Raw genomic sequence first — 24,634 nt, 5'->3', positions numbered from 1 at the left:
GAAGTTTGCTAGCGTCTGAGGATGCCGATGGTCGGCCGGGTGGGGGCGGTGGCTACGGTCGCAACCCTGGCGTTCTGCGTCTGGCTGCTCGGCGGATGGGGTTCCCCGCAGGCTCGGATCGCCATCGAGGATCTCGGTTTCGTGGTGCTCGCACTGTTCGTGACCGGCTGTTGTGCCCACGCTGCCTGGCGGTTCCGTGGTCGTCAACGCACCATCTGGGTCTGCGTCACGATCGGCATGGCCGGGTACACCGCGGGGTCGGCGATCTGGGCGTACTACGAGTGGTGGCTCGTCGAATCGCCCTTCCCGACCGTCGCGGACTTCGGTTATCTATTGCTCCCGGTGTTCGTCTGCATTGCTTTGCTGATGGTGCCTGTCGGCGCGTCTCGATACACCCACAGCCGGCTGGCGCTCGATGGAATCATCGTGGCGGTCGCGTTCTTCCAGATCGGCTGGTGGACGGTGCTGGATCAGGTGTTCCGGGACGGTGGGGCCAGCCGGTTCGCGGTCGGCGTCGCGCTGGCCTACCCGGTACTGGACCTGGGCGTGTTGACCGTGGCGGTGCTGGTGCTGGGCCGGGCGCGTCTGGCCCAGCGGCGATCGCTGACACTGCTGGTCAGCGGCATGGTGTTGATCGCGGTGGCCGACGGCGTCTTCGTCTACACGAGCTCCCACGAGAATCCCACGGCCGTCACGTACGGCAGCATCGGCTGGGCGGTGGGTTTGCTGTTGATCGCCCTTGCCGCGTTGAGTCCGGAGCAGGGCGCACACCGGCGCGGCGCGGCAGATCGGGAGATCTCCCGCACGGCGATGTGGTTGCCCTACGTACCGATCGTCCTGGCCATGACGGTCGCGCTGGTGCGGTTTGCCGGCACGCCTGGCCTGCCGCCGGCGTTGCTCGCCTCGGTGGTGCTGATCGTGCTGGTGCTGCTGCGACAGTTCATCGTGGTGGGGGAGAATCGCCGGTTGCTCAAGGCCGTCGAGGCGCAGGCATTGCGGGACCCGCTCACCGGTCTGGCCAACCGCGCGCTGTTCCTGGACCGGTTGACGCATGCGATGGCGCTGCACCGCCGCGATGAGCAGTCGGTCGCGGTGCTCTCACTGGACCTCGACGACTTCAAACTCGTCAACGACGGCCTCGGCCATCCCGCCGGTGACCTGCTGCTGGTGCAGGCCGCCCAGCGCATCCTGGGCGCCGCCAGGTCCAGCGATACCGTCGCACGCATCGGCGGCGACGAGTTCGTGGTGCTGATGGAGGGCAACACCGAGGATTCCCGTCAGGTGGCCCTGCAGGTGCTGCGCGCCTTCGACGAGCCGTTCGCGATCGACGGTCACGCCCTGTCGTTGAGTCCCAGCGCCGGCCTGGCAGCCGCCACCGCGGACGACCTGGAGATCTCCGCCGACGCCCTGCTCAAGCAGGCCGATGTGGCGATGTACATGGCCAAGCGGTCGCGCCTGCGCGGGGTGCACGTGTACTCCGCCGATGACATCGCCGATGACGTGCACCCGGGGGCCGAGGCCAGGGGAGCCGCCGAGGCTGCGGCGCGGGAGAGCGCGGTGGCCCTCCTGCTGCTGGGCCAGCTCCGGCATGCCATCGACAACCGGGAACTCACCCTGGCGTATCAGCCCAAGTTCGACCTGCACGACGACTCGATCGTCGGGGTGGAGGCTCTGGTGCGTTGGCCGCACCCCGAGCGGGGTCTGTTGGTGCCCGACCAGTTCCTGCAACTCGTCCGAGACCATGGGCTGATGCGGCCGATCACCGAGCTCGTGCTGACCCAGGCGCTCGACCAGGTCGCGGATTGGCGGGATGAGGGCCTGCTGGTGCCGGTCGCGGTCAATGTGTTCGCGCCATCGCTGAGCGATCTCGGCCTGCCGCGGACCGTCGAGCGGGCGCTGGATGAGCGCGGCCTGCCCCATGAGGTGTTGACCGTCGAGATCACCGAGGACCTGCTGCTGGGCAACCACGAGCGTGCCCGAGCAGTGATCGAGCAGCTGCGCCAGGGCGGGGTGCGGGTTGCGATCGATGATTTCGGCAGCGGCTATTCGGCGCTGTCCTACCTGTGGGAGCTCGATGTCGACGAACTCAAACTTGATCGGGCGTTCGTCACCAGGGTGCGCGACGATCGCCGCGCCGCGGCGATCGTGCGTGCGGTGATCGACCTGGCTCGCGAGCTCGGTTTGACCACGGTCGCCGAGGGTGTGGAGGATGCCGAAACCGCGGCGCTGTTACGCGATTACGGCTGTCAGGTGGCGCAGGGCTACCTGTACACCGCGCCGCTGACGCCGCCGGACATGCTCAGTCTGCTGAGGTTGCGCCGGCCGGCACCAGACGCAGCGATATCGAATTGATGCAGTACCGCTGGTCGGTCGGCGTCGGGTAACCCTCGCCCTCGAAGACGTGCCCGAGGTGGCTGTGGCAGTTCGCGCAGATCACCTCGATACGGGTCATGCCCAGCGAATCGTCGCGTTTGAGGATCACCGCTTCCGAGTCGGCGGGGTCGAAGAAAGAGGGCCAGCCGCAATGGGATTCGAACTTCTCGGTGCTGCGGAACAGTTCGGCACCGCAGGCCCGGCAGGCGTAGACCCCGGCGGTTTTGGTGTCGGTGTACTCGCCGGTGAAGGGCCGTTCGGTGCCGGCGCGGCGCAGCACCGCGAACTCGGCGGGGTTGAGCTTCTCGCGCCACTGGTCGTCGGTCAGCTCAAGCTTGGGACCCGGGATCGTCATGGTTCAACGCTAGCGCGCCGACGCTCATCCGTCATCCACGGCGGATCGATACCGGCGTCCAGCCTGCCTTCGGACTTGGCGTCCAGATAGCGGAAGTACAGCACGCAGAACACGACCACCAACAGCAGCGACCAGCCGTAGGTGATCTTCATGTACTCCAGGAAGCGTCCGGTGGTCGGCCAGTGGCCCAGCAGCCAGCGGTCCATGGTCATGAACCCGTACACCGCCAGCCAGGCCGGCCAGTTGTGCAGCACCGAGTTGCGCAGCACGACCGTCATCAGGAACGGGAACAGCATGGTCGAGTAGTAGCCCTGGCCCAACGAGAGCACCAGGAACGACGCGGTCAACAGCACACCCGATGAGGTCAGCAGCCAGAACCGCGGATCGCGTTCGCGGTAGTAGCGGTAGAGCAGGTACAGGCTGCCCGCGGCCAGCAGCGTGAAAAGAATGCGCAGCCCCAGGATCAGCCACATCGGCAGCCCGTAGTAGATGCCGTTGCCCAGGATCGACGAGTTGAAGTAGTCGCGGGTTTCCATGATGTACGGCACGGTGCGGTGCACGAAGCTCATCGGATCGGACACCAGTGGCCATGCGGCCGCGTTGAACACCAGCGGCACACCGAAAGCGGTGATCAATGTGTAGAACTGGCGATTGAGCACCGGTAGCAACAACAGTGGCGCCAGCGACGGTTTGACCACCAGGGTCAGGCCGATGGCCGCGCCCGCCAGCAGTTCGGCGTTGCGTCCGCCCTTGAGCAGGAACTTGAAGAACAGCACCCCGCCCAGCAGCATGCAGCCGTTGATGTTGGTGAACACCAAAGTGTTGGTGACGGATTCGGTGCAGAACATCGCGAGCAGCAGCGCCGGCGCGGCGACCGATTTCAGGGTGTAGTCGAACATCCGCAGCAGCAGGTACGCCGCGATGAGGAAGGCGATGACGTTGAACGTGATGTACCAGTAGCGCGCGGCGTCCACGGGTAGGTAGCCGAACGGGGCGAGCAGCAGGGTGCCACCCGGCGGGTACAGGTAGTGCGGGTCTACATGGTTGAAGTTCTCGTTGTAGATGTCCCAGCCCATTTTGAAATTGATGACCGCCCGGTAGACAGGGCCGAAGTCATCGGTGATGTAACCGTTGGTGCCCAGCACGTAGCTGCGGTGGATCACCGACAGGATGGCGACGGGCCACAGAATCGACCGCAGAATCGTGGCGGTGCTGGGCGGTGTGGTGCTGGGGCGAAAGGCGTTCAGCACACCGGAAGGCAGGAACGACACCAGCGCACCGTACACCGCAGCAGGTCCAGGCTTGATCAGGCGGGGCAGAACGTGTCGGTCTCGGGCAGTTTGCCGCTTTCCAGGTAACCGATGACCGGCGGCAGCGCGCAGGCCGTGTAGATGCTCGCGCCGTGCCCAATGCCCTGCCAGATGACCCGCTTGCTGTTGGAGCCGGCATTGATGATGGTGGCGGCCACCGCGGCCACCCCCTCGTTGCCGACGATGGGATCGTTCTGCACGCCCAGCAGCATGACCGGGACATTGAGGTTCTCGGGATCTTGCGGTGCGGTGCCACTGGGCCAGCTCAGGCAGTTGACCATCCGCAAGGCGCCGACGGTGCCGAACTGCGGGTACAGCCGGTCCCAGGCGACGACGAGTTCGCGGACCCGGTCGGGGGTGGGCCGATTGAGCGCGTCGCTGCAGCTGTTGACGAACTGTCCGTCGGTCTGGCGGATGGTCTCGGCCTGGGTGATCAGATTGGTCATCGCATTGGTGTCACCGGCGCGGGCGGCGGCGATGGCACCGGCCAGCGCATTGGTGGCACTGACCCGGTCTCCGCGCGGGAAAGCCAGCGCGGTGATGATGGCATCGGCCACCGCCGCTTCCGAGGCGCCGTTGGGGCCGTCGCCGTTGCGGGCGGCCGTGAGCAACGCGTCGACGGCACCCTTGGGGTCCGGACCCAGCGCGCAGTTGGTGGCGGCGCACTGCGCGGCGAACGCGTCGAGTGCGGCCTGCTGTCCCTTGACCTTCTGCTCGGTGGCCGCTTCGGCGCCGATGGCCAGCGGCAGCGGAGAATCCAGCACCAGCCGCGCCACCTTGTCGGGGTGAGATCCGGCGTAGGCCAACGCGACCTGTGCACCGTTGCCGATGCCCATCAGCGCGATCGTCGGGACGTCCCAGGTGCTGCGCAGCCGCTCGATGTCCTCGGCGGCGTGGGCGTTGTCATAGGCCGAATCGCCGGGGGCGATGGTGTCGGTGCAGGTGGTGGTGGCGGTCTGGACGATGGCGCTCAGGTTGGCCACCGGGTCGTCGCCGGGCTCGAACTGGGCCTGGTCGATCATCTCCTGCCGGTCGAACAGGTCGCGGCAGTCGATGGGGTCGGACAGTCCGGTGCCGCGGCGATCGACGGCGACGATGGGGTTCGTCTTGAGAATGTCGGCGCCGGCGCGAGAGAGCCAGACCGGCAGCTGCGATGACGAGGGCAGGTCGGTGCCGGTGGTCATCACCAGCGGACCGGCGTCTTCGGGGGTGTCCACCGAGGTGGCCCGCACGACCCCGATGGGAATCGAGCCGTTGGCGCCCTTGATCGGATCGAGGTCGGCCTCGTAGGTGGCGCAGTCGAGGGTCACGCCCGGCAGCGCGGGCACGGCGGCATCGGCGAACACCCGGGAGGTGCAGTCCTGCCAGGACAAGTCGCTCTTGGGCGCCTCCAGCGCGGGCGGCCCGTCGGCCTCGGCGGTGGTGGTCGGTGCGCCCTGCGGCCCGGCGCCGTCATCGGTGGCGAAACGCGGGTTGGCGGCCAACAGTGGGGCACACGAGGTCAGCAGTACTGCGACCGACGACAGGGCGATCGTCGACAGAATCCCCACACGCATGCCGACCACAGTAGCGATCGCCGGCTCCGGATCAGTCGCGGCTGTAGCGCGTGTACAGATAGCCCTCGTCGTCGCCGAGCACGTGTCTGCGTCGCAGCCGGGTGATCAGCTCACGGTGCCCGTCGGCGATCCGTGTCGATCCGCCGCCCACGACCGTCGGGGCGATGGTCAGGCAGAGTTCGTCGAGCAGGCCGTCGGCGATGAACGTGCCGAGCAGGCTGGGGCCGCCTTCGGCGAGCACCCGGGTCAGCCCGAGGCCGGCCAGGGTGCGCAGGGCGGCGCCGAGGTCGACGCCACCGGGATCGGTGTCCGAGCAGTCGTAGACCTCGGCCAGGCCGGCGAACCGGGCGCGCGCATCGGCGGCGGTGTCGTGGGTGGTCAGCAGCAGCGGGGGGACCTCGGTCTGGGTGAACACCGCCAGGTCGTGGTCGAGGTCGGCGGAGCGGGTGACGATGGCGATGGGTGGCACCTCGCGTTGCCCTCTCGCGCAGCGGCGCTGCCGTTCGGGGACTCCGAGTTGGGCGCCGGAGTAGGTCTCGATGCGCACCGTGCCCGCGCCGACCACCACCACATCGGCCAGCTCGCGCATCAGCCGGAACACGGCGCGGTCCCCGGCGCCGCCGAGGGCCCCGGAGCGGCCGTCGGCCGTCGCGGCGCCGTCGAGGCTGCTGATGAAATTGGCCCGCACCCAGCAGGAGGCCAGGTTCTCGGGGTAGGCGTAGTACTGCGCGAGGCGGTCCTCCTCGACGGTGGAGACCGGCCCGAAGGCTGTGAGATCCGTCCCAGCGGTGCTATCCGACATGGGCAACATTGCAGCACGTCGCTAGGGTGCCTGACATGCAAAGCACGGGCGCCGTCGCGGGTCTGGTCGATCGGCGGCCGAGTGTCACCCCCGAACGGCTGGTCGCACAGCTGGTCCCGCCGCCCACCTTCGCCGATGTCAGCTTCGACACGTACCGGCCCGATCCGTCCGAACCGTCGCAGGCGGCGGCCGTCGGGCACTGCCGTTCGTTCTGCGAGCTGGCCATGCAACGCCGGGCCGGCAAGAAGAAGTTGTTCGGCAAGCGTGAGGTGCTGCCCGGCGTCGGCGTGTACCTCGACGGCGGGTTCGGTGTCGGCAAGACCCACCTGCTGGCGTCGACGTATTACACGATGTCCCAGGGCGATGCCCCCGTGGCGTTCGCGACGTTCGGCGAGTTGACCCAGCTGGCCGGGGTGTTCGGCTTCACCGAGTGCATCGACCTGCTCGCCGACTATGCGGTGGTCTGCATCGACGAGTTCGAACTCGACGATCCGGGCAACACCACGCTGATCTCTCGGCTGCTCTCGGCGCTGGTGGAGCGCGGCGTGTCGATCGCGGCGACGTCGAACACGCTGCCCGAGCAGCTCGGTGAGGGCCGCTTCGCCGCACAGGACTTCCTGCGTGAGATCAACACGCTGTCGGCGATTTTCACCACCATCCGCATCGAGGGCCCCGACTACCGGCATCGCGGGTTGCCTCCGGCGCCCGAACCGTTGACCGATGACGAGGTGCGCACCGCGGCGTCGGCGAAAAGCGGTGCCACCCTTGATGATTTCGACGCGCTGTGCGCTCACCTGGCCACCATGCACCCGTCGCGCTATCACGCGCTGATCGACGATGTCACCGAGGTGTTCATCACCGGTGTGCACCCGATCGACGACCAGAGCGTGGCGTTGCGCCTGGTGGCGCTGACGGACCGGTTGTATGACGCCGGTATCCCGATTCTGGCCTCGGGCACCAAGCTGGACACCATCTTCAGCGACGAGATGGTGGCCGGTGGGTTCCGCAAGAAGTACCTGCGCGCCACATCGCGCATGTTGGCACTGACTGCCGCGGCACAGTCGTCGACGAGCTGAATGGCCGGGCCCGCGGTACTGCTGCTCCCGGGGGCCGGCGCGCGATGCGACGGCTTCTTCCCCGGGTTGGCCGATTCGCTTGCCGCCGAACCGGGTTGCCGTGTCATCAGCCAGGATCTCCCCGAACCGCTGGGCGCGGCAGCGGCGGATCTGCATGAACTCGTCGAGCGGCTGGGCGCCGGACCGGTCGTCGTCGTCGGACAGAGCCTGGGCGGTGCGGTCGGGCTGCTGCTCGCGCGTGAGTACCCCGGCGATGTGGCAGGGCTGGTGCTGCTGGATGCCACGCCGATCAACGACACGGTGCAGTGCCGGCGCGCCGAGCGCGCGCTCCGCGCCGTGGCCTTCGTCTGCCGAATCCCGGTGATTCACCGTGTGGTGAAGGCACAGGCGGTGCGCGCATCGGTGCGCGAGGCCGACAGGGTGCAGATGCGCCCGGACTGTGCGGCGGCCCATGCGCGGGTCGCAGCCGAAGCGGATCTGGTCAGCCTGGGCCGAGTGGTGGCCGGGTTTTCGGACCTGTCGGCGCAGTTCGACGAGAACGGGTTGCCGCGGGTGCCGGCCGCCGTCATCACCGCGGACCGCAAGCCCACCCATGCGGTGCGATCCGCCCACCAGCGCATCGCCGACGTACTCGGCGAACCGCTACTCTGCTGGCCCGGCTCCACGCACTCGGTGCACCTCACCCATCCCGACGAGGTACTCGAGGCCGTGCGCGATGTCCTGCAGCGTGCTCAGGCCGGCCGCACCATCACGTAGTCGCTCTCGACGCTGTCGCCGAGCCGGAACGTCTTGGTGCCGCCGACCCGGAAACCGGACTTGGCGTAGAAGCGTTGTGCCCGCTGGTTTTCCTGGTTGACGCCCAGCCAGACGCAGGCGGCATCGGTGCTGCGCCGCAGGGATTCGGCCATCAGCGCCGCGGACACCCCTGCGCCGTGCACGTCGGGCAGCGTGTACATCTTGGAGATCTCCACGGCCGGGCGCAGCGGTACCGCCCGCTGCACATCGGCGTCCTTGGGTACGCCGCGAATCAACATGGCGTAGCCGAGGATTCGGGTGTCGTCGCGGGCGATCAGCACGACGCGCTCCGGGTCGTCCAGGTAGCCGGCGAACGCCTGCACCGACAGGTTCGCCGCGATGAAGGCGTTGACGTTCTCAGCGGTGACACCGGGCGGGCAGGCCAGCGGAAAGGTGATGGCGGCGACGGCGGCGAGTTCGGTCAGATCCGCCGGTCCGGGTACCTCGACGCGCACGACGATCAGGGCAGCGGCGAGCCCGGCTGCCAGATGTTCCACTGGGCCAGGTGCGTGCCGGTCTGCGGGTTGATCATCACGACGTTGGTGACCAGCGCGCGGTAGACGTCCCAGTAGACGCCACCGTTGACGGTGGCCCCGGGGGGTGCGTTCAGCAGCGCCTTCTCCAGCGCGTCCGGCGCGTCGGTGTGCTTGGCGGCATACGCGTCGGCATACGGGGTGACGCCACTGAACGTGGTGGCGATGGCCAGCTTGTACGGGTTGGGCGCGGAGATGACGTGCACCGTCACCCCGGCGCGCCAGGGACCACCCTGGGCGCGCCAGCGCGGAGAGCCGTTCCAGCCCCACCCGGGAGGCACCGGCACGCCCACCACGTCGTGCACGGTCACGTCGGCGACGAAGTCGTCGAACTGGACGCGCAACGTCTCACCCAGGTTGCCGATGGGGGTGACCGCTGCCGCGGCGGGCGGCGCGATGCCGACTGCCACCGCGGCGGTCAGGCTCGTCAGGAGAACCGCGAACCAGGTGCGGACCTTTGCCAATCGCATGCCTGGCATCTTGGCACATGCCCGGCGCGCACTCCGGTGTTCGGCGGTTTAGCCGACCCAGGGCCCCTGGCCGCCGACCGATTCGATGCGGATCCGGGTCAGGAAACCGGCCGGTGCGTCGGCCGGCGGAAAGTGCTCGTCGGAACCGAGCAGCGCGATGGCCAATTCCTTGAGCAGTTCGGGTGCGCCGCCCTCGACGATGCGTGCGGTGCCGGTCACCGACAGGTACTGCCGCTGTTGGCCGGGCTGGGCCGGCGCCAGGATGGTCGCGGTGACCCGCGGATCCCGCCGGACATTGCGCACCTTCTGGTACTTGTCCGACAGGTGCGCGGCCACCAGTTCGTCACCGTCGGGACCGGACTGCACCGCCACCCAGACCAGTGAGGCCTGCGGGCTGCCGTCGGGGTTGATGGTGACCAGCGTGGCGTCCACCCCGGCGCCGATGAGTTCGCGGGCGGCTGCGTTCAGTTCCATGCGCTGTTCTACAGCGGCGCGTCCGGTTTCATTCCCGTGATGGAGGCCAGCAGCTCGATGAGTGTGGCGGTCGTGCGGTCCTTGTCGATGCCGAGGCCGTGCAGCGGGCCGTCGCCGTCCTCGGATTCCAGCAGCGCCAGCAGGATGTGCTCGGTGCCGATGTAGTTGTGGCCCAAGCGAAGTGCCTCACGGAAGGTCAGTTCGAGCACCTTCTTGGCCGGCCCGCTGAAGGGCACCAGGTCCAGCGCCTGGCCCGTCGCCGGCGGCAGGGTGATCGCCGCCCGGATCTGGTCGGGTTCGACGCCGTGGGCGGCCAGGATGGCGATGGCCAGGGATTCGGTGTCGCCGAGCAGGCCCAGGATCAGGTGTTCGGGACCGATCTCGATGTTCTCCGCGTCGCGGGCGGCGGTCTGGGCGGCGACCACGGCGGTGCGCGCCCGTGGGGTGAACCGCGCGAACCCCTCGTTCGGGTCGATGCCGGCGGTGTCGGCCTTGGGCACGAAGCGTTTCTGGGCGGCCTGCTTGGTGACCCCCATGCTGGTGCCGATATCGGTCCACGATGCGCCGGAGCGGCGGGCCTGGTCCACGAAGTGGCCGATCAGGTGATCGGCGACCTCGCCGAGGTGTTCGGCCGCCAGCACCGCATCGGTGAGTTGTTCGAGGGCGTCGGTGTGGACGGATTTGATGGCGCGGATGAGGGTGTCGAGGCTGACGGAATCGGTCATGCGTCAACCGTAGGTTGACTTCGATAAATCGTCAACTCTGGGTTGACGTCAGGGCTTCGGGTAGCCGCGCCGCACCGTGCGGTCCAGGATTCCGAGGGTGGCGCGCAGCGCGCTCTCCGGGATCACCGGGAAGATGCCGGCCTCGCGCCACTTGTCGGCGATCTTGGACCAGTCGTAGAACGAGGTGACCAGGGTGCCACCGTCGGCCGGTTCCAGCCGGTAGCCGTAGACGTGGCCGATCTGCGGCTTGATCTGACCCAGGATCGTCCAGGCGATCAGCCGGTCCTGCTCGTACTCGGTGATGTCGACGGTGACGTCGTAGCGGCCCATCGGAAAGTCGTTCAGCGCTTCACGATCCATGTGCACGACGAACTGGTCGCCGACCTGTGCCGCCGGGACGCCGGTCGCGTCCTGCAGCATGCCGGAAGCATCGATGGCGACGTGCCCCTGCGGGTCGGCCAGCGCCGCGAAGATATCGGCGGCCGGTGCGGCGATGGTGCGCTGCACTTCGATGCGTTCGGTCATGGCGGGTGGGCTCCTCAGGCGTCGGGTGCGGGTTTGCGGGCGATCAGATACCCCTGCGGTGTCGATTCAACACCGTCGCCCTCGGGGCCGCGGACCAGTTGGGCGTGCACGGGCAGGCCGGCATCGAGGAGCAGCTGCGCGACGGCCTCGGGCCGGCGGCGGTGAAACAGCAGATCGACGGGTTCGCCGAATGCCTCGGTCAGATGGCGGGGCCGGTCGCCGATCTGGAAGGCCAGCAGTGTCACACCGCCCGGGACGAGCACGCGATGGAACTCGGCGAACACGGCGGGTAACTGCTCGTCGGGGATGTGGATCACCGAGTACCAGGCGCACACGCCGCCGGCGCAGCCGTCGGGCAGGTCCAGGTCGGTCATCGACCCCACACTGAACGCGATATCCGGATGGAGCCGGCGGGCGTGGGCAATCATGTTGGGGGACAGATCGATTCCCGATACCCGGACGCCGTGGTCGCGCAGCACCACGGTGGCCGCGCCGGTGCCGCAGCCGATGTCGATGACACGCCGGCCCGCGGGGACCATGGCGGTGAACGCCGCCAGCATCGCGTGGTCGAGCGGTTTGTCGTCCAGGTGGTGTCCGAAGGCGGCGACATATCCCGCGGCGGTGCGGTCATAGCCGTCGCGGGTGCGGTCCAGGAACGGGGTTTCAGCCATCGACGCTGAGGCTACTGTCGACGGTATGCGTATCGCGGTGTTGGTCATCGGAATCGTCGTCGCCATGTTCGGAACGCTGTTCGCGTTCCAGGGATTCGGGGTGGTCGGGGGCAGTCCGATGAGCGGCACCACCACCTGGTCGGTGCTCGGCCCGATCATCGCGCTGATCGGGGTGGGCATCGCGGGCTACGCCTGGCGCCTGCGGCCCTGACTTTTGACGTCCGTCGGCCGCGGTGTAGCCTGACCGTCGTGAACATCCGCGTGCGCGCCGGCTATTGGCGCTTTATCGAGGCTCCGGGCGGAGCCGATAAAGCGCAGCGCTAAGCGACGCATCCACCCGGAGCCCAGGCAGTGACCCCATTTGGGTCGCTGCCTTTCGTCATTAAAGGGCGCCGGAGATGTCACTGCGGTGTCCATACCAGAAAGGCACCACCGTGAACCTGGCGCAGACCGCCACCGCACCCGCCACGTCGGACCGGCGGATACGCAGTTTCAGCGAGATCCCCAGCCCGCATGACGTGCTCTCCGAGTTCCCGCTGGGCGCCCGCCGTGCCGAGCGTGTCGCCCGCGATCGCGACGAGATCGCCGACATCCTGGCCGGGCGCGACGATCGCCTGCTCGTCGTCGTGGGTCCCTGCTCGGTGCACGACCCGGAGGCGGCGCTGGACTACGCCAGCCGGCTGGTCAAGGTCGCCGACGAACTCGGTGACCGGCTCAAGATCGTGATGCGGGTGTACTTCGAGAAGCCGCGCACCACCATCGGGTGGAAGGGCCTGATCAACGATCCCGGCATGGACAACACCTTCGATGTGACCCGGGGACTGCGCACCGCACGACAACTGCTGCTCGACATCATCGATATCGGACTGCCGGTCGGATGCGAATTCCTGGAACCCACCAGCCCGCAGTACATCGCGGACGCGGTCGCCTGGGGTGCCATCGGCGCCCGGACCACCGAATCCCAGGTGCACCGCCAGCTGGCGTCGGGACTGTCGATGCCGGTCGGGTTCAAGAACGGCACCGACGGCAACATCCAGGTCGCCGTCGACGGCGTGAAAGCCGCTGCGGCTCAGCATGTCTTCTTCGGCATGGACGATATGGGCCGCGGTGCGCTGGTGAACACCGAGGGCAACGAGGACTGCCACGTCATCCTGCGTGGCGGCACCGCCGGCCCCAACTACGACGCCGACACGGTGCGCGACACTGCGGCCAAGCTGACCTCCGCCGGACTGCCCGGCCGGGTCGTGATCGACTGCAGCCACGCCAATTCCGGCAAGGACCACATCCGGCAGGCCGGGGTGGCCGCCGAGGTGGCCCAGCTGGTGCGTGACGGCTTGCCGGTCAGCGGTGTGATGTTGGAGAGCTTCCTCGTCGCCGGCGCCCAGGCGCCCGAGGCGCGCCCGCTGGCCTACGGCCAGTCGGTGACCGACAAGTGCATGGACTGGGCGGCAACCGATCTGGTGTTGCGGGAGCTCGCCGCGCGCTGAGGCGCGCTACGCTACGTACGGGGAAAGGGGTGCGCGGTGCTGGCGGTGCTGGAGGCCTTCGCCGTCATCGCCATCATCATTGTCGTCGGCGCCATCGTGGGCCGCCGCAACGTGCTGGGCGACAACGCGCGGATGGTGCTCAACCGGGTGGCCTTCCACGTCGGGGTGCCCGCGCTCGTGCTGCTGTCCCTATCGGACTCCGATCCTGCGCAGGTGTTTTCATGGCCGCTGCTGGTCTCGGCCGTCACCACACTCATCGTGTTCGCCGGCTACTTCGTCATCGCGGTGACGTTGCGGCGCAGCGACCGGGCCGACGCCACCATCGGTGCGTGGGCCGCATCATGGGTCAACGCCGGCAACCTCGGTATCCCGCTGAGTGCGTATGTGCTGGGCAGCATCACCGAAGTGTCGGCACTGATCGTGTTCCAGACGGTGCTGCTGGTCCCGCTCGGTGTGGCCATCATCAACTCCGGCGGGCGCGACGGCGGGTCGGTGGCGGCTCAGATCAAAGGCCTGGTGACCAATCCGATCATCGTCGCCAGTGCCATCGGCACCGTCCTGGGGCTCACCGGGACCACCCTGCCGAGGGCCATCCACCAACCGCTGGAACTGCTGGCCGATCTCGCGATACCCACGGTGCTACTGGCGTTCGGTATCGCCCTGGTCACCCAGACCGGCGGGACGGGTAAGGAGAGCCGGGTCGATCTCTGGCTGGCGGTGGTGTTCAAGGTGCTGCTGATGCCGGCCCTGGCCTATGTGCTCGCCCGCTGGGCGTTCGGGCTCTCGCCGGAACAGACCGCGATCGCCACCGTGCTGGCGGCGTTGCCCGCCGCGCAGAACCTCAACACCTACGCCTCGGTGTTCGAACGTGGTGAGAAATTGGCCCGCGATGCCACCTTGATCACCACGCTCGCCTCGGTTCCGGTGATCGCCGGCATCGCCTATCTGCTGGGGCTCTGAGCGTCCAGCGGGTGCATCAGCCGAACTCGAGCAGCGTGTAGGCCCCCCGATACTGCTTGCTCCACTTCCACTGCCAGAACGCGGGAAACAGCTTTCCGAACAACACTCCGCGTCCCTTGGGGATGGGCAGATCGTGCACCGCGCGGATGCCGGGAACGGTATTGACGAGGTCGGCCAGCTCGGCGGGGGACAGGCTGAACGGCATCGGCGGGACGCGGTATCGGGTCGATGCGCGGATGCCCTTCTTGCGGGTCAGCTTCTTCACGATCACCGGCGGCAGGTCGAAGATCATCTGACCACCGGGAAAACGCTTGGCCGCACTCGGTGATCAACCCCATCGCCTCCTCGGGCTGCAGGTACATCAGCAGGCCCTCGGCGGTGATGAAGACACCCTTGTCGGTGTCCACCCGGTCCATCCAGCGGTAATCCAGTGCCGACTGTGCGAGGTTGGTGATCCGCTCCGAAGTGGGGAGCAGTCGCTGGCGTAGCTCGACAATCGGCGCGAAATCGACGGTGATCCATCGGAAATCGGTGTCGGGCAGTGCCGCGCTGAGGCGCCAGAAACTGGTCTGCAGCCCCTCGGCGAGCGCGACCACGGTGGCCCCCGGATGCGTCGACAGATATGCGGTGGCCGCCCGGTCGATGCCGACGGCCCGCAACGCCATCTCCTGGCCCTTGCGGCCGAACTTGTCGAAATCGACATCGATCGCGTCGACCAACCGGATCGCCATCGGGTCGTCGATGACGGCCTTGGGGTGGCGGGCCTGGTGCGCGCGGGCATTGAGCGTCAACAATGCGGTCTCGGACACTCCGGTGAGGTTGCCGGCGTCGGCTCTGCTGCTGTCCACTACACCGAAGCTACTAGCATTCGGCGCATGGCAAAGCTCGAACTTTCCCGCGAACTGTCGCTCGACCCGCAGACGGCGTGGGATCACGCGTCGAATCTGAACGAGCTGGGGGACTGGCTGGTGATGCACGAAGGCTGGCGCAGCGACATTCCCGACGAGCTGACCGTCGGCACCACGCTGATCGGGGTGGCCGGTGCCAAGGGGATGCGCAATCGCGTCACCTGGACGGTGCGCAAGCTCGACGCACCGCATCTGCTGGAGGTCGTGGGCAAGGGCGTCGGCGGCACCAAGTACGGGCTGAAGCTGAGCGTGCAGCCCACGTCGTCGGGCAGCAAGTTCGCCGTCACCCTCGAACTCGGCGGGCCGCCGCTGTTCGGCCCGATCGGATCGGTCGCCGCCCGCACGGTCAAGGGCGATATCGAACGTTCCATCGAGAAGTTCGAGACGCTCTACACCTGACGGCTCTAAGCTCGCGTGGGTGAGGGGCAGATTCGCCGCGACGTTGCTGGTGGTCCTGCTCTGCGTGCTGGGGCCGGTATCGGTGGCGGGCGCGGAACCGCCGACCGCGCAGATCGACGTCGGGGGCCTGCAGCGCACGTATTACCTGCACCTGCCGCCGGGACCGCCGACCGGTCTGGTGGTCAACATGCATGCCGCTGGTCAGAACGGTCGGCAGCATGCCGCGCTCACCCACTACGACGCGGTGGCCGACGCCCATGGATATGCGGTGGTGTACCCGGACGGTATCGACCTAAGCTGGGCCGACGGGCGCGGCGCGTCGGTCCCGGACCGCACCGGTGTCGATGACGTGGGATTCATTGTCGCCCTTGTGGATCGGCTGACGGCCGATTTGGGGATCCCGGCGGGCCGGGTGTTCGCGACCGGGCTGTCGGCGGGCGGATTCATGGCCAACCGGCTGGCCTGTGATCGCGCGGACATGTTCGCCGCGATCGTTCCGATCGGCGCGACCCTGGGTGATCAGGTCCCATGTAACCCGTCACAGCCCGTATCGGTGCTGACCTCACAGGGCACCGTCGATCCCATCGTGCCGTTCAACGGCGGTCCGATGATCGGTCGGGGCGGACCCAGCACCATCCTGGCGGCCTACGCCGTGGTGGACCGTTGGCGCGAACTCAACGGCTGCGCGCCGGACCCGGTGATTGCGCCGGTGCCCGGTTCCGGCGACGGGACGAGCGCCGAACGCGTCAGCTACGCGTGCGCGGCGGGCACCGAAGTGGTGTTCCTGCGGGTCGACGGCGGTGGGCACACCTGGCCGGGTGCCCCGGAGATCCTGCCGGCCAACCAGGTGGGGCCGGCCACGCGTGCGTTCGACGCCTCGGAGGTGTCGGCGCAGTTCTTCGACGCGCACGGCCGGTAGTTCGTTCCCGGGTGTATCCGCCGACTCCATTCGAACATATGATCGAACAGTGGGCGAGATGCAGAGCATCGGGCACGGCGGCCAGCCGGCGCGGGACGTCTTCCGCCGCGTCGACCCACCGCGCGCCGTGCTGGTCGATCTGGGCGCCCTGTTCCCACGGCAGCCGCACTGCCAGTGGGGGCGCTATCACCCGCTCGGGCTGCAGATGCACAAGGTGGTCGAGGGGGAGCTGACCTGCTGGGGACTCTGCGAGCAGGGCGCCTGGTGGGGTCTGGTGACGTATTCGATCACCTTCGGCGCTTCGGAAAGGCCGGTGACGCACTGGGTTCCGGCATGGATGCTGACGGTCAAGGCGTAGTTCGTTAGTGTCCCGGCTATGACGCAGCCGCCGGAGAGCGAGGAGCCGACCGGCTACCTGGCCGATGCCGGTGCGCCCACCGAGCTGGCCGGCGTCGCCGACGCGCACACCCAGGCGGCGCACGCGTGGGCGTTCGATGAGGATCCGGAGCCGGCGCCGCCGCGATTCACACCCGCGCGGATCACCGCTTTCGCGGTCGCCGCGGCGGTGGTGGTGATCGCTGCTGCGTCCGGGATTGCGGTGTGGTTCCTGAGCTACGGTGAGCCGGCGGCCGAGCCGGCGCCGCGGCCCGACCTGCTCAACGGGGTGTACCGCGTCGAATATCACTGGGATCAGGCCACATATCGCGAGGCCGAAGGCAACACCAACTGGGGTGAGGGGGCCGATGCCGGGCCGGCCCAGGATTGGCTGACGTTGACATCGGCCTGCACGGACACCGACTGCATCGCCACCGGTGAGGTGCTGGGTCAGGACCAGGCGCGCATGCCCGGTGCCCGCACGTTGACGTTCAAGCTGACCAATGGGACCTGGGAGGACATCGCACCCGCGCGGGTGAAGTCCACCTGTACCTATGACGACGGATCGATCGCCGGGGAGTCCTGGACGACGGTGACGTTGGGCTTCACCCCGCGCCCGGACGGATCGTTCACCGGTGCGCTCACCACCGTCGTCGACACCGACGAGTGCGGGGACCAGGGCAACACGGTGGTGACGCCGTTGACGGCGGGTCGGGTGGGCGAGGCGGTGTAGTGCGTCGGGCGGGACAGGGGTCCAAAGTATGGCCCAAAGGACCCTAGATGTCCCAGCGGTACCGGCGTTGATTACTAGGTATGAACTTGAAATTGTGGATTGGCTGGGTCGCAATAGTCATCGGTGTGTGCGCCGCGGTGTCGGCGTTCGTGGTCAGTTCGACGCAGGCGGGGCAGGGACTCGCATTCGGGTTCGCAGCATTCATCGCGTTCTTCGGGGCGATGTCGGTCCTCGCTCACAACCGGGCCCCCGATCATTGGGGTTTGGTGGTGGTCGGAGTGGTCATGTTGGCGCTGCCGTTCCTCAGCGGCGGCTTCAACGTCGACCGGGGCGCTGCCTGGACCTGCTGGGTGGCCGGGGGCCTGGCCCTCATTCTCGGAGGTATCGGCTGGACGCACGACAAGACCCAGACCCAGGACGGGATGAGCGAGTGGGGTGACAGTCAGCGGCTGCGACACCGCTGGAGTTACGGCATCGGCCGGGCGGCGTTGGCAGTGGGTGGCGCCAGCGTCATCATGGGTATCGCGTTCCACTCGTCGATCGCCGGGACCGCCGTCACCATCGGTCTGGGCGCCATGATCGCCGTGGTGGCCGTCTGGTCACTGCTGGCCTCCGAGCCGACCCACGATTTCCTGTTGCTCGCCATCGTGGGGTTCGCGATGTTCCTGTCGCCGTGGGCGGCCGGATACGCGGGAGACACGATCGCGTGGGCGGCGTGGGTGGCCGGGGCGCTGGCCACGGGGCTCGGCGTCGCGGGCTACCTGCGTGATGAGCGTATGGATTTCGCCACCGCTGTTCGGGATGATTCGGCTGAGCGGTACCGCGAACAGTTTCGCTGACGGTGGGGGCTGTGTGCTGGAGAGCCTGAGGCGCGTCATTGTCGCTGTGCTGTCGGTCGCGGTGCTGAGCGCCTGCGGTACGACAGGCGGAGGCGACCAAGATGCAGCGATGGTCAGCGATGCAGAAGCAGACCTGCGCACCAGGCCCTCATTCGAAGCGGCGCGACAGCAGTACCGGGCGGCTGTCGAGGGGTGGGCCGCCCAGATCGCCTCAATGTCAACGGGATTGACCTGGCATGTGAAAGAAGACAGCTGGGGTGGGTGCAGCGGCGACTACGCCAACACTGCAGGGGTGCACGCCTACATCTATGTCGTGTTCAACGGGCCGGTCCCCGAAGAGGCCTGGCCGCAAGCGCTCGACGTCGTGCGACGGGGTGCGGCCCAGTTGGGCGCCATCAATGTCACCACGCCCGTCGACAGACCTCGCGATCATGATGTCATCTTCTCCGGCAATGACGGCGTGTCAGTCGAATTCGGCACCGAGGCCGTGGGCGTCTTGTCTGCCACGTCAGATTGCCGGCTGCGCCAGGCGAATCTGCCACCGGGCGGCCTGTGAACCGTGGCATCGGGCATAGAAACAAGAAAGGCCCGGATGACCGGGCCTGACCTGCAAGAACTGTGGTGCGCGATACTGGGATTGAACCAGTGACCTCTTCCGTGTCAGGGAAGCGCTCTCCCGCTGAGCTAATCGCGCCGGGTCGAAACTTTGGAGGTGGAGACGGGAATCGAACCCGTGTGCACGGCTTTGCAGGCCGTTGCCTCACCACTCGGCCACTCCACCATTTGGGGTTGATGCCACTGCACCTTCGAGCGGACGACGGGATTCGAACCCGCGACCCCAACCTTGGCAAGGTTGTGCGCTACCAACTGCGCCACGTCCGCGTGCCTCGGGTGAGATCGTCACCCGGTGCGGAAAGGAACATTAGTCCAACCACACGAGTAACTACAAATCACTTGTAACCGCGCGGCAATCGGCGCTAAAACAGCTGGTAAACCTGGCGCGAGAGGGAGAAGCCGCGACCGCTGCCGCTGTCTCGGCAGGACATTCCGCTCTCCGCGCTGGTGCAACTGAGCGCGCCGCGGGTGATCGACCGGCCGTAGGCCAGTACGTCGGACCCGCCCAACGTCGTATCCCCAGCGCAGACCAAGGTCGCCGGCTCGCCGGGCGTCAGCGCGATGCCCTGTCCGTAATCAAGCTCACAGTCGGCCGGCCGCGGCGGGGGAGCCCAGTCCCGCTCGGCGATATCGCATCGCAGGTACTCGGAGTCCAGAATGCAACTGACGTTCCCGCTCGGCGAGGTGAAATGGGCGAAGTCCTCCGCGGCGGCTGGAGCCGCGCAGAACGTCGTAACGGCCCCGGTCGCTGCGGCGACCGCGAACACTCGAAGGATCATGCGACGACCCTAGCGGCCAACCATCCGCTGGTCAGCGCGAATTCTCAGACCGTCAGCACCATCCGGTAGCGGGCCTTGCCGGTGTCCATCGCCGCATACGCCTCGGCGGCCTGAGCCAGCGGAAGCTCCTGGATGCGGGCCCGCACCCCGGACTGCACGGCGAACTTCAAGGTGTCCTCGACATCGCGCGCGGTCCCGGACGGGTGGCCGGTGATGCTCACGCCCGGAGTGATCAGCTGCAGCGGGCTGACCGGCAGCGGATCCGGCGTCACACCCACCACGATCAGCTCCCCGCGCGGCAGCAACCCGCCCACGGTGTCGGCCATGGCCTGAGAGTTGGCGGCCGTCGCCAGCACCACCGACACCCCACCGAGGGCCTGCAGCGCCTCACTCACATCGCCGGCCTTGGAGTCGACGTAGTGGTGCGCACCGAGATCGAGGGCGTCCTGCTTCTTGTCCGCTCCGCGGGCGATCGCGATGGTCTCGAAGCCCATCGCACGGGCGAACTGCACGCCCAGATGTCCGAGGCCACCGACACCGAGCACCGCGACCCGGTCACCGGGCTTGGCCCTGGTCTCGCGCAACCCGTGGAACACCGTCACCCCCGCGCAGGCCATCGGGGCGGCCTCGGCGAAGGACAGTTCGTCGGGAATCCGGGCCAGCGCGTTGGCGGGCACGGTGACCGACTCGGCGTAGCCGCCGGGGTAGTGCCAGCTCGGGATCTGCCCGTTGGCGCAATGGATGAAGTCCCCCTGGTGACACGGCACGCAGCGTCCGCAGTGCCCGCCGAACCAGCCGACGGCCACCCGGTCGCCGACCGCGTAATCCTGAATACCATCACCGATCTCGGCGATGGTGCCGGCGATCTCGTGCCCGGGCGTCAGCGGCCAGGTGAGGCCCGGGAAGGCGCCGTTGACGAACGCGTGGTCGGTGCCGCAGACACCGCAGGCCTGCACGGCGATGCGAACGTGATCGCGACCCGGCGGGGTGGTGTCCACCTCGGCGAGTTCCAGCGCTGCTCCGGCCGATGCGACATGAACCGCCTGATGACGTGCCATCTCAATCCTCCCTGTTGGGTCGTGTTGACCCATGTCTACCCGCGCATGGGTCTTTCAACGGTCCGGTTTGCGTGAAAACTGGCGCCACCCTGACCAGCCAATTCCAGCTAGCAGGTAGCCGCGTGCTAGTCTTCGTCCTCGTTCCCCGGTCTCGTAGCTCAGGGGGAGAGCGTCCGCCTCACACGCGGAAGGTCACTGGTTCGATCCCAGTCGGGACCACAAGCAAGAGCCGCCCTCGGGCGGTTCTTTTGCTTTCTCAGGCCGATCGGAAGAGGGGTCATGGCAGGCGACGGCGCCCATTTCTATCGGCCCGCGGACGGCACCGGGTTGCCGCACGATCCGTTCAACGCCATCGTCGGGCCCCGGCCGATCGGCTGGATCTCCACCCGGGCCGCCGACGGCGTGCGCAACCTGGCGCCCTACAGCTTCTTCAACGGTTTCAATTACCGGCCGCCGATCATCGGATTCGCCTCGGTCGGCTGGAAGGACAGTGTGGCCAACATCGAGGCCACCGGAGAGTTCGTGTGGAACCTCGCGACTCGTGAGCTCGCCGCCGCCATGAACGAGACCTCCGCGCCGATGCCGTCCGGTGAGGACGAATTCGACCGCAGCGGGCTGACCGCCGTGGACTCCACCACCATCGCGGCGCCTCGGGTGCTGGAGAGCCCGGTCAACTTCGAATGCCAACTCACCCAACTCATTCAGCTCACCGACGTCGACGGCAGTCCCGTCGAAACCTGGATGGTGCTGGGCCAGGTGATCGCCGTGCACATCGATCGGCAGTGGCTGGTTGACGGGGTCTATGACACCGCAGGCCCGCGGCCGATCCTGCGCGCCGGTGGGCCTGCGAACTACTCGGAGGTCGGGCCCGAGGGCGTGTTCACGATGGACCGGCCGACCATCTGAGTCACACGTTCTCACATCGCATAGTCGGGCAGTTCGAGGTCGTCGCGCAGGCTGCGGTTCAGGACCACGTCGGCCAGGACGGGCACGTTCATCGCGCGCATCGCCAGATTGCGTACCCGGATGCCCATCGGTGTCCGGGTCGCGAAGAATGACAGGAACTTCTGCGCACCGTCTTGTTTGCCTTCGATGAAACGCCGCAGCCGGTTCTCGTACGCGTCGAACGCTCGGCGGTGGTCGCCACCGGCGCGTGTCAGTTCGCCCGCCAGAACATAGGCCTCGGTCATCGCCAGGCCCGTGCCCTCACCCGCGAGCAGCGAGACGCACGCCGCGGCGTCACCGATCAGCGCGACGCGTCCTCGCGACCACCGGTCCATCCGGATCTGGCTCACCACGTCGACATAGAGGTCGTCCGCATCGTCCAGTGCGTCGAGGATCTGGGGGCACTCCCATCCGGCGTCGCCGAACTCGCGACGCAACCGGGCCCGGGTGGTGGCGCTGTCACCGAACTCGTGATCACGGTCGGACCGGAACACGAACAGAAACAACGTGCGGTTGTCGCGCAACGAGAATCGGGCGACCTGGCGACCCGGAAGGTTGTGCGTCACATAGATGAGCTCATCGCGCGGCCGGTACCCGTCGACGACGCACGCGGCCACCTGAGCGCCGAGATAGCGCTCGAACTGGTTTTCCGGGCCGAACGTCAACTCTCGTACCGTGGAATGCAGTCCGTCCGCGCCCACCAGGAGATCGAATTCGCGGGCCAGACCGTGCTCGAACTCCAGTCGCACGCCGTCGCTGTGATCGTGCACGGCGGTGATGGTGTCCGAGAAGATCGTCTCGACGCTGTTCTCGATGGTCGAGTAGATCGCGGCGGCCAGATCGCCCCGCGGCAGGCTGGTGTACTTGTCACCCGCGGCCCGGCGAATCGCATCGGTGCGCACCTCGGCCTGCACCCGCCCGTCGGCGCCGACCGAACGCAACGATGTGACCTGATAGCCGGCGTCGCGCACCGCCGTGTCGATGCCCATCTTCTCGGCAACCCGGTAGCCGACACCCCAGAAGTCGATGATGTAGCCGCCGGTGCGGAAGTGTGGCGCACGCTCGACGAGCGTCGGTTCGTGCCCGGCGCGGTGCAGCCAATACGCGAGCGCGGGGCCGGCCACTCCGGCGCCGCTGATGGCGATTCTCATGTCGCCGCCCTCCCCGTCCGGCTTGCGCCGGGCTCGTCGTGTCGTGTGGCCAGTACTGATTCGTAGGTGATCCATCCGATGAGGACGGCCTCTTCGTCGTCGAGCACGGGCAGCCCGGTGCCGCCGCGTCCGCTCAGCGTGGCGAGCACTCCGTCGGCGGGCGTGTTCGCGTGCACCGCGGGGGGCACCGCGATCAGCGGCGCGATATCGTGCGGTCGGCTCGGGTCGGCGAGCGCCTCCGTGACGGCCTGGGCACTCACGCATCCGAGGTAGCGCCGGTCGTCGTCGACCACGGGCAGCATGCCAAGCGCCGTCGCGGCCAGCGCCGCGGCGGCGTCCTTAAGGGTGGTCCGCTCAATGAGCGGGGTGGGCGCCGCAACGGCCACATCGGCTGCGACCCAATCACGTTCGACGGGCGCCGCGTCGAGGTCCACGCCGCGTCGCCACAGCTTGGCGGTATAGATGGTGTTCTTGGACAACAGGCGTCCGGTGCCGGCGGCGATCACGACCGCGACCATGAGCGGCAGGATGATCGAGTACTGGCCGGTGAGCTCGAAAAGCATGATCACGGCGGTGATCGGCGCGCCGGTGGCACCGCCGAGGGCGGCGCCCATCCCGATCAATCCGTAGGCACCGGCGGACTCTGTCGCGGCGGGGAACAGCTGGTGTGCGATCGTGCCGAACGCGGTTCCGGCCATGGCCCCGATGAACAGGGTCGGCGCGAACACCCCGCCCGAGCCGCCGATGCCGATGGTCAAGCTGGTCGCCAACATCTTGCCGACCATCAGGATCAGCAACACGCCGACGAGGTAGTGGCCCTCGACGGCGTTCTCCAGGACCGGGTACCCGACGCCGTACATCTCGGGCAGGGCGATGAGCAGCCCGCCGAGTACGACACCGCCGGCCGCCGGACGGGCCCACTCCGGTCCACGCCACACCCAGTCGCAGAGATCCTCGACGAGATAGAGGATCTTGGAAAACGCCACCCCGATGATGCCGACCGCGACGCCCAGCGCCGCGTAGAGCAGATATTCGGGGGTGCTGCGGACGGCGAAGGCCGGCAGCGCCAGGAAAGGGTGGTCCCCGAGTATCGCCCTGCCCACGACCCCGGCGGTCACGCTGGACAACACCACGGCGCCAAAGGATTCGGCGGCAAAGTTGCGCAGGATCAGTTCGAGTGCGAAGAACGGAGCTGCCAGCGGTGCGTTGAAGGTCGCGGAGATGCCGGCCGCCGCACCGCACGCCACCAGCAACCGCATCCGCGGGACATCGAGTCGCAGCACCTGTGCCAGTGTCGACCCGGCGGCCGACCCGATCTGCACGATGGGTCCTTCCCGGCCGACCGAGCCGCCGCCACCGATGCACAGTGCCGAGGCCAGCGCCTTGACCAGGCTGACCTGAGGGGCTATTCGGCCGCCGCGATGACTGACCGCGTACATCACCTCCGGGACACCATGCCCGCGCGCTTCGGGGGCGAACCGGTGGACCAACGGCCCATAGACCGCGCCGGCGATGACCGGGGCCAGCAGCAGGAACCAGAACCCCAGTTGCGGCCAGTGCGTGCTGGCGACCCGGCCGAGACCCGAGTAGTCCGCATAGCCGGTGAACATCTGCGTGAAAGCTGTTACCAGCCAGCGAAATCCAACCGCGCCGAGCCCGGTGATCGCCCCGATCGCTATCGCCAGCGGGACCAGGGCCGAAGGGGCCTCGCGGAGCCAACGGCCCCACGAAACCGACCGCGCCGCCCGCAGGCGCCGACCCGTACCATCGCGACCAGCCACAATTGCAGTATGCAATAGTT

27 protein-coding genes, 4 tRNA genes and 1 pseudogene are annotated in these 24,634 nt (G+C 67.8%); 14 read left to right on the top strand and 18 right to left on the bottom strand.

Translation table 11 applies throughout. From position 1 onward, the window contains the following. The first annotated feature begins 21 nt into the window (after positions 1–21). Complete coding sequence (locus EXE63_RS33345) at positions 22–2,352, top strand: putative bifunctional diguanylate cyclase/phosphodiesterase (RefSeq protein WP_168145255.1); 2,331 nt, start codon at positions 22–24, stop codon at positions 2,350–2,352. Here the strand turns inward: EXE63_RS33345 and msrB are convergent. From msrB to EXE63_RS31740, 4 genes are read right to left on the bottom strand one after another with little or no spacing between them, the layout of a single operon-like run. Next, positions 2,300–2,728 carry a peptide-methionine (R)-S-oxide reductase MsrB gene (gene msrB / locus EXE63_RS31755; RefSeq protein WP_168145254.1) on the bottom strand — a complete coding sequence of 143 codons (429 nt, stop codon included), beginning with the start codon at positions 2,726–2,728 and terminating at the stop codon, positions 2,300–2,302. The two genes, EXE63_RS33345 and msrB, sit on opposite strands and share 53 nt — an antisense overlap. Beyond that, the gene (gene aftC, locus EXE63_RS31750) at positions 2,725–4,014 is read right to left on the bottom strand and encodes an arabinofuranan 3-O-arabinosyltransferase (protein ID WP_168145253.1); all 1,290 of its coding nucleotides are present in this window, start codon (positions 4,012–4,014) and stop codon (positions 2,725–2,727) included. The genes msrB and aftC overlap by 4 nt, the downstream gene beginning before the upstream one ends. A gap of 20 nt (positions 4,015–4,034) precedes the next feature. Further along, the gene (locus EXE63_RS31745) at positions 4,035–5,594 is read right to left on the bottom strand and encodes an alpha/beta hydrolase (RefSeq protein ID WP_168145252.1); all 1,560 of its coding nucleotides are present in this window, start codon (positions 5,592–5,594) and stop codon (positions 4,035–4,037) included. A 31-nt stretch (positions 5,595–5,625) separates the two neighbouring features. Beyond that, a complete protein-coding gene (locus EXE63_RS31740) occupies positions 5,626–6,396 on the bottom strand; it encodes a pyrimidine reductase family protein (protein ID WP_168145251.1) in 771 nt (256 codons plus the stop codon). Between the two features lie 35 nt (positions 6,397–6,431). On the opposite strand from EXE63_RS31740, the gene zapE reads away from it, so the two are divergent. Together zapE and EXE63_RS31730 are read left to right on the top strand one after the other, a co-directional pair. After that, the gene (zapE, locus tag EXE63_RS31735) at positions 6,432–7,472 is read left to right on the top strand and encodes a cell division protein ZapE (RefSeq protein ID WP_168145250.1); all 1,041 of its coding nucleotides are present in this window, start codon (positions 6,432–6,434) and stop codon (positions 7,470–7,472) included. Beyond that, positions 7,473–8,228: an alpha/beta fold hydrolase gene (locus EXE63_RS31730; protein ID WP_168145249.1), complete on the top strand. Its 756-nt coding sequence runs from the start codon at positions 7,473–7,475 to the stop codon at positions 8,226–8,228. It abuts the gene before it with no gap. On the opposite strand, the gene EXE63_RS31725 is transcribed toward EXE63_RS31730, so the two are convergent. From EXE63_RS31725 to EXE63_RS31700, 6 genes are read right to left on the bottom strand one after another with little or no spacing between them, the layout of a single operon-like run. Beyond that, the gene (locus tag EXE63_RS31725; protein WP_436277763.1) at positions 8,204–8,755 is read right to left on the bottom strand and encodes a GNAT family N-acetyltransferase; all 552 of its coding nucleotides are present in this window, start codon (positions 8,753–8,755) and stop codon (positions 8,204–8,206) included. The two genes, EXE63_RS31730 and EXE63_RS31725, sit on opposite strands and share 25 nt — an antisense overlap. Then, a complete protein-coding gene (locus tag EXE63_RS31720; protein ID WP_168145248.1) occupies positions 8,728–9,270 on the bottom strand; it encodes a hypothetical protein in 543 nt (180 codons plus the stop codon). Before EXE63_RS31720 ends, EXE63_RS31725 begins: the two co-directional genes overlap by 28 nt. 48 nt (positions 9,271–9,318) lie before the next feature. Then, positions 9,319–9,744, bottom strand: coding sequence for a PPOX class F420-dependent oxidoreductase (locus tag EXE63_RS31715; RefSeq protein ID WP_168145247.1), 426 nt, complete (start codon positions 9,742–9,744; stop codon positions 9,319–9,321). An 8-nt stretch (positions 9,745–9,752) separates the two neighbouring features. Beyond that, complete coding sequence (locus tag EXE63_RS31710; protein WP_168145246.1) at positions 9,753–10,469, bottom strand: Clp protease N-terminal domain-containing protein; 717 nt, start codon at positions 10,467–10,469, stop codon at positions 9,753–9,755. Between the two features lie 48 nt (positions 10,470–10,517). Beyond that, positions 10,518–10,994 carry an SRPBCC family protein gene (locus EXE63_RS31705; RefSeq protein ID WP_168145245.1) on the bottom strand — a complete coding sequence of 159 codons (477 nt, stop codon included), beginning with the start codon at positions 10,992–10,994 and terminating at the stop codon, positions 10,518–10,520. 14 nt (positions 10,995–11,008) lie between these two features. After that, positions 11,009–11,665 carry a class I SAM-dependent DNA methyltransferase gene (locus EXE63_RS31700; protein WP_168145244.1) on the bottom strand — a complete coding sequence of 219 codons (657 nt, stop codon included), beginning with the start codon at positions 11,663–11,665 and terminating at the stop codon, positions 11,009–11,011. Between the two features lie 25 nt (positions 11,666–11,690). Here EXE63_RS31700 and EXE63_RS31695 point away from each other — a divergent pair, with 25 nt between their 5' ends. The 3 genes from EXE63_RS31695 to EXE63_RS31685 all read left to right on the top strand — a co-directional run bounded on the left by EXE63_RS31695 (position 11,691) and on the right by EXE63_RS31685 (position 14,112). Continuing rightward, on the top strand, positions 11,691–11,876 hold the full coding sequence (locus EXE63_RS31695; RefSeq protein ID WP_168145243.1) for a hypothetical protein: 186 nt from the start codon (positions 11,691–11,693) through the stop codon (positions 11,874–11,876). A gap of 223 nt (positions 11,877–12,099) precedes the next feature. Continuing rightward, the gene (locus EXE63_RS31690; RefSeq protein ID WP_168145242.1) at positions 12,100–13,152 is read left to right on the top strand and encodes a 3-deoxy-7-phosphoheptulonate synthase; all 1,053 of its coding nucleotides are present in this window, start codon (positions 12,100–12,102) and stop codon (positions 13,150–13,152) included. A gap of 36 nt (positions 13,153–13,188) precedes the next feature. Further along, positions 13,189–14,112: an AEC family transporter gene (locus EXE63_RS31685; protein ID WP_168145241.1), complete on the top strand. Its 924-nt coding sequence runs from the start codon at positions 13,189–13,191 to the stop codon at positions 14,110–14,112. Between the two features lie 16 nt (positions 14,113–14,128). Here the strand turns inward: EXE63_RS31685 and EXE63_RS31680 are convergent. Then, positions 14,129–14,960, bottom strand: a pseudogene (locus tag EXE63_RS31680) (class I SAM-dependent methyltransferase). 27 nt (positions 14,961–14,987) lie between these two features. Between EXE63_RS31680 and EXE63_RS31675 the strand changes: the two are divergent. The 6 genes from EXE63_RS31675 to EXE63_RS31650 all read left to right on the top strand — a co-directional run bounded on the left by EXE63_RS31675 (position 14,988) and on the right by EXE63_RS31650 (position 18,841). Beyond that, positions 14,988–15,419 (top strand): type II toxin-antitoxin system Rv0910 family toxin, encoded by a 432-nt coding sequence (locus tag EXE63_RS31675; protein WP_168145240.1) that lies wholly within the window; start codon positions 14,988–14,990, stop codon positions 15,417–15,419. A 19-nt stretch (positions 15,420–15,438) separates the two neighbouring features. Beyond that, positions 15,439–16,338, top strand: a complete 900-nt coding sequence (locus tag EXE63_RS31670) for an extracellular catalytic domain type 1 short-chain-length polyhydroxyalkanoate depolymerase (protein WP_168145239.1) — start codon at positions 15,439–15,441, stop codon at positions 16,336–16,338. 49 nt (positions 16,339–16,387) lie between these two features. Further along, positions 16,388–16,696 carry a hypothetical protein gene (locus EXE63_RS31665; protein ID WP_105364205.1) on the top strand — a complete coding sequence of 103 codons (309 nt, stop codon included), beginning with the start codon at positions 16,388–16,390 and terminating at the stop codon, positions 16,694–16,696. Positions 16,697–16,714: 18 nt separating this feature from the next. Further along, positions 16,715–17,446, top strand: coding sequence for an Rv2253/PknI dimerization domain-containing protein (locus EXE63_RS31660; protein ID WP_168145238.1), 732 nt, complete (start codon positions 16,715–16,717; stop codon positions 17,444–17,446). Positions 17,447–17,526: 80 nt separating this feature from the next. Beyond that, a complete protein-coding gene (locus tag EXE63_RS31655) occupies positions 17,527–18,285 on the top strand; it encodes an SPW repeat domain-containing protein (protein WP_168145237.1) in 759 nt (252 codons plus the stop codon). Positions 18,286–18,298: 13 nt separating this feature from the next. Further along, the gene (locus EXE63_RS31650; RefSeq protein ID WP_168145236.1) at positions 18,299–18,841 is read left to right on the top strand and encodes an LppA family lipoprotein; all 543 of its coding nucleotides are present in this window, start codon (positions 18,299–18,301) and stop codon (positions 18,839–18,841) included. A 63-nt stretch (positions 18,842–18,904) separates the two neighbouring features. On the opposite strand, the gene EXE63_RS31645 is transcribed toward EXE63_RS31650, so the two are convergent. From EXE63_RS31645 to EXE63_RS31625, 5 genes are all read right to left on the bottom strand, one after another. Beyond that, positions 18,905–18,979, bottom strand: a tRNA-Val gene (locus EXE63_RS31645). 13 nt (positions 18,980–18,992) lie between these two features. Next, positions 18,993–19,066 (bottom strand) — tRNA-Cys (locus EXE63_RS31640). Positions 19,067–19,094: 28 nt separating this feature from the next. Continuing rightward, a tRNA-Gly gene (locus tag EXE63_RS31635) sits at positions 19,095–19,167 on the bottom strand. A gap of 95 nt (positions 19,168–19,262) precedes the next feature. Further along, positions 19,263–19,679, bottom strand: a complete 417-nt coding sequence (locus tag EXE63_RS31630) for a DUF6636 domain-containing protein (protein ID WP_168145235.1) — start codon at positions 19,677–19,679, stop codon at positions 19,263–19,265. A 44-nt stretch (positions 19,680–19,723) separates the two neighbouring features. Beyond that, positions 19,724–20,737, bottom strand: coding sequence for an alcohol dehydrogenase catalytic domain-containing protein (locus tag EXE63_RS31625; RefSeq protein WP_168145234.1), 1,014 nt, complete (start codon positions 20,735–20,737; stop codon positions 19,724–19,726). A 147-nt stretch (positions 20,738–20,884) separates the two neighbouring features. Between EXE63_RS31625 and EXE63_RS31620 the strand changes: the two genes are divergently transcribed. Continuing rightward, positions 20,885–20,956: transfer RNA gene (locus tag EXE63_RS31620), tRNA-Val, on the top strand. A 60-nt stretch (positions 20,957–21,016) separates the two neighbouring features. Continuing rightward, positions 21,017–21,643: a flavin reductase family protein gene (locus EXE63_RS31615; RefSeq protein ID WP_168145233.1), complete on the top strand. Its 627-nt coding sequence runs from the start codon at positions 21,017–21,019 to the stop codon at positions 21,641–21,643. 11 nt (positions 21,644–21,654) lie between these two features. Here EXE63_RS31615 and EXE63_RS31610 read toward each other — a convergent pair whose 3' ends face one another. After that, complete coding sequence (locus tag EXE63_RS31610; RefSeq protein ID WP_168145232.1) at positions 21,655–22,833, bottom strand: FAD-binding domain; 1,179 nt, start codon at positions 22,831–22,833, stop codon at positions 21,655–21,657. Further along, complete coding sequence (locus EXE63_RS31605; protein ID WP_234904345.1) at positions 22,830–24,614, bottom strand: chloride channel protein; 1,785 nt, start codon at positions 24,612–24,614, stop codon at positions 22,830–22,832. Before EXE63_RS31605 ends, EXE63_RS31610 begins: the two co-directional genes overlap by 4 nt. Between the last annotated feature and the right edge of the window lie 20 nt (positions 24,615–24,634).

The sequence above is a fragment of the Mycolicibacterium frederiksbergense genome, assembly GCF_012223425.1.
Taxonomy (GTDB): Bacteria; Actinomycetota; Actinomycetes; order Mycobacteriales; family Mycobacteriaceae; genus Mycobacterium; species Mycobacterium frederiksbergense.
This window is presented reverse-complemented; position numbering and strand designations above follow the sequence as displayed.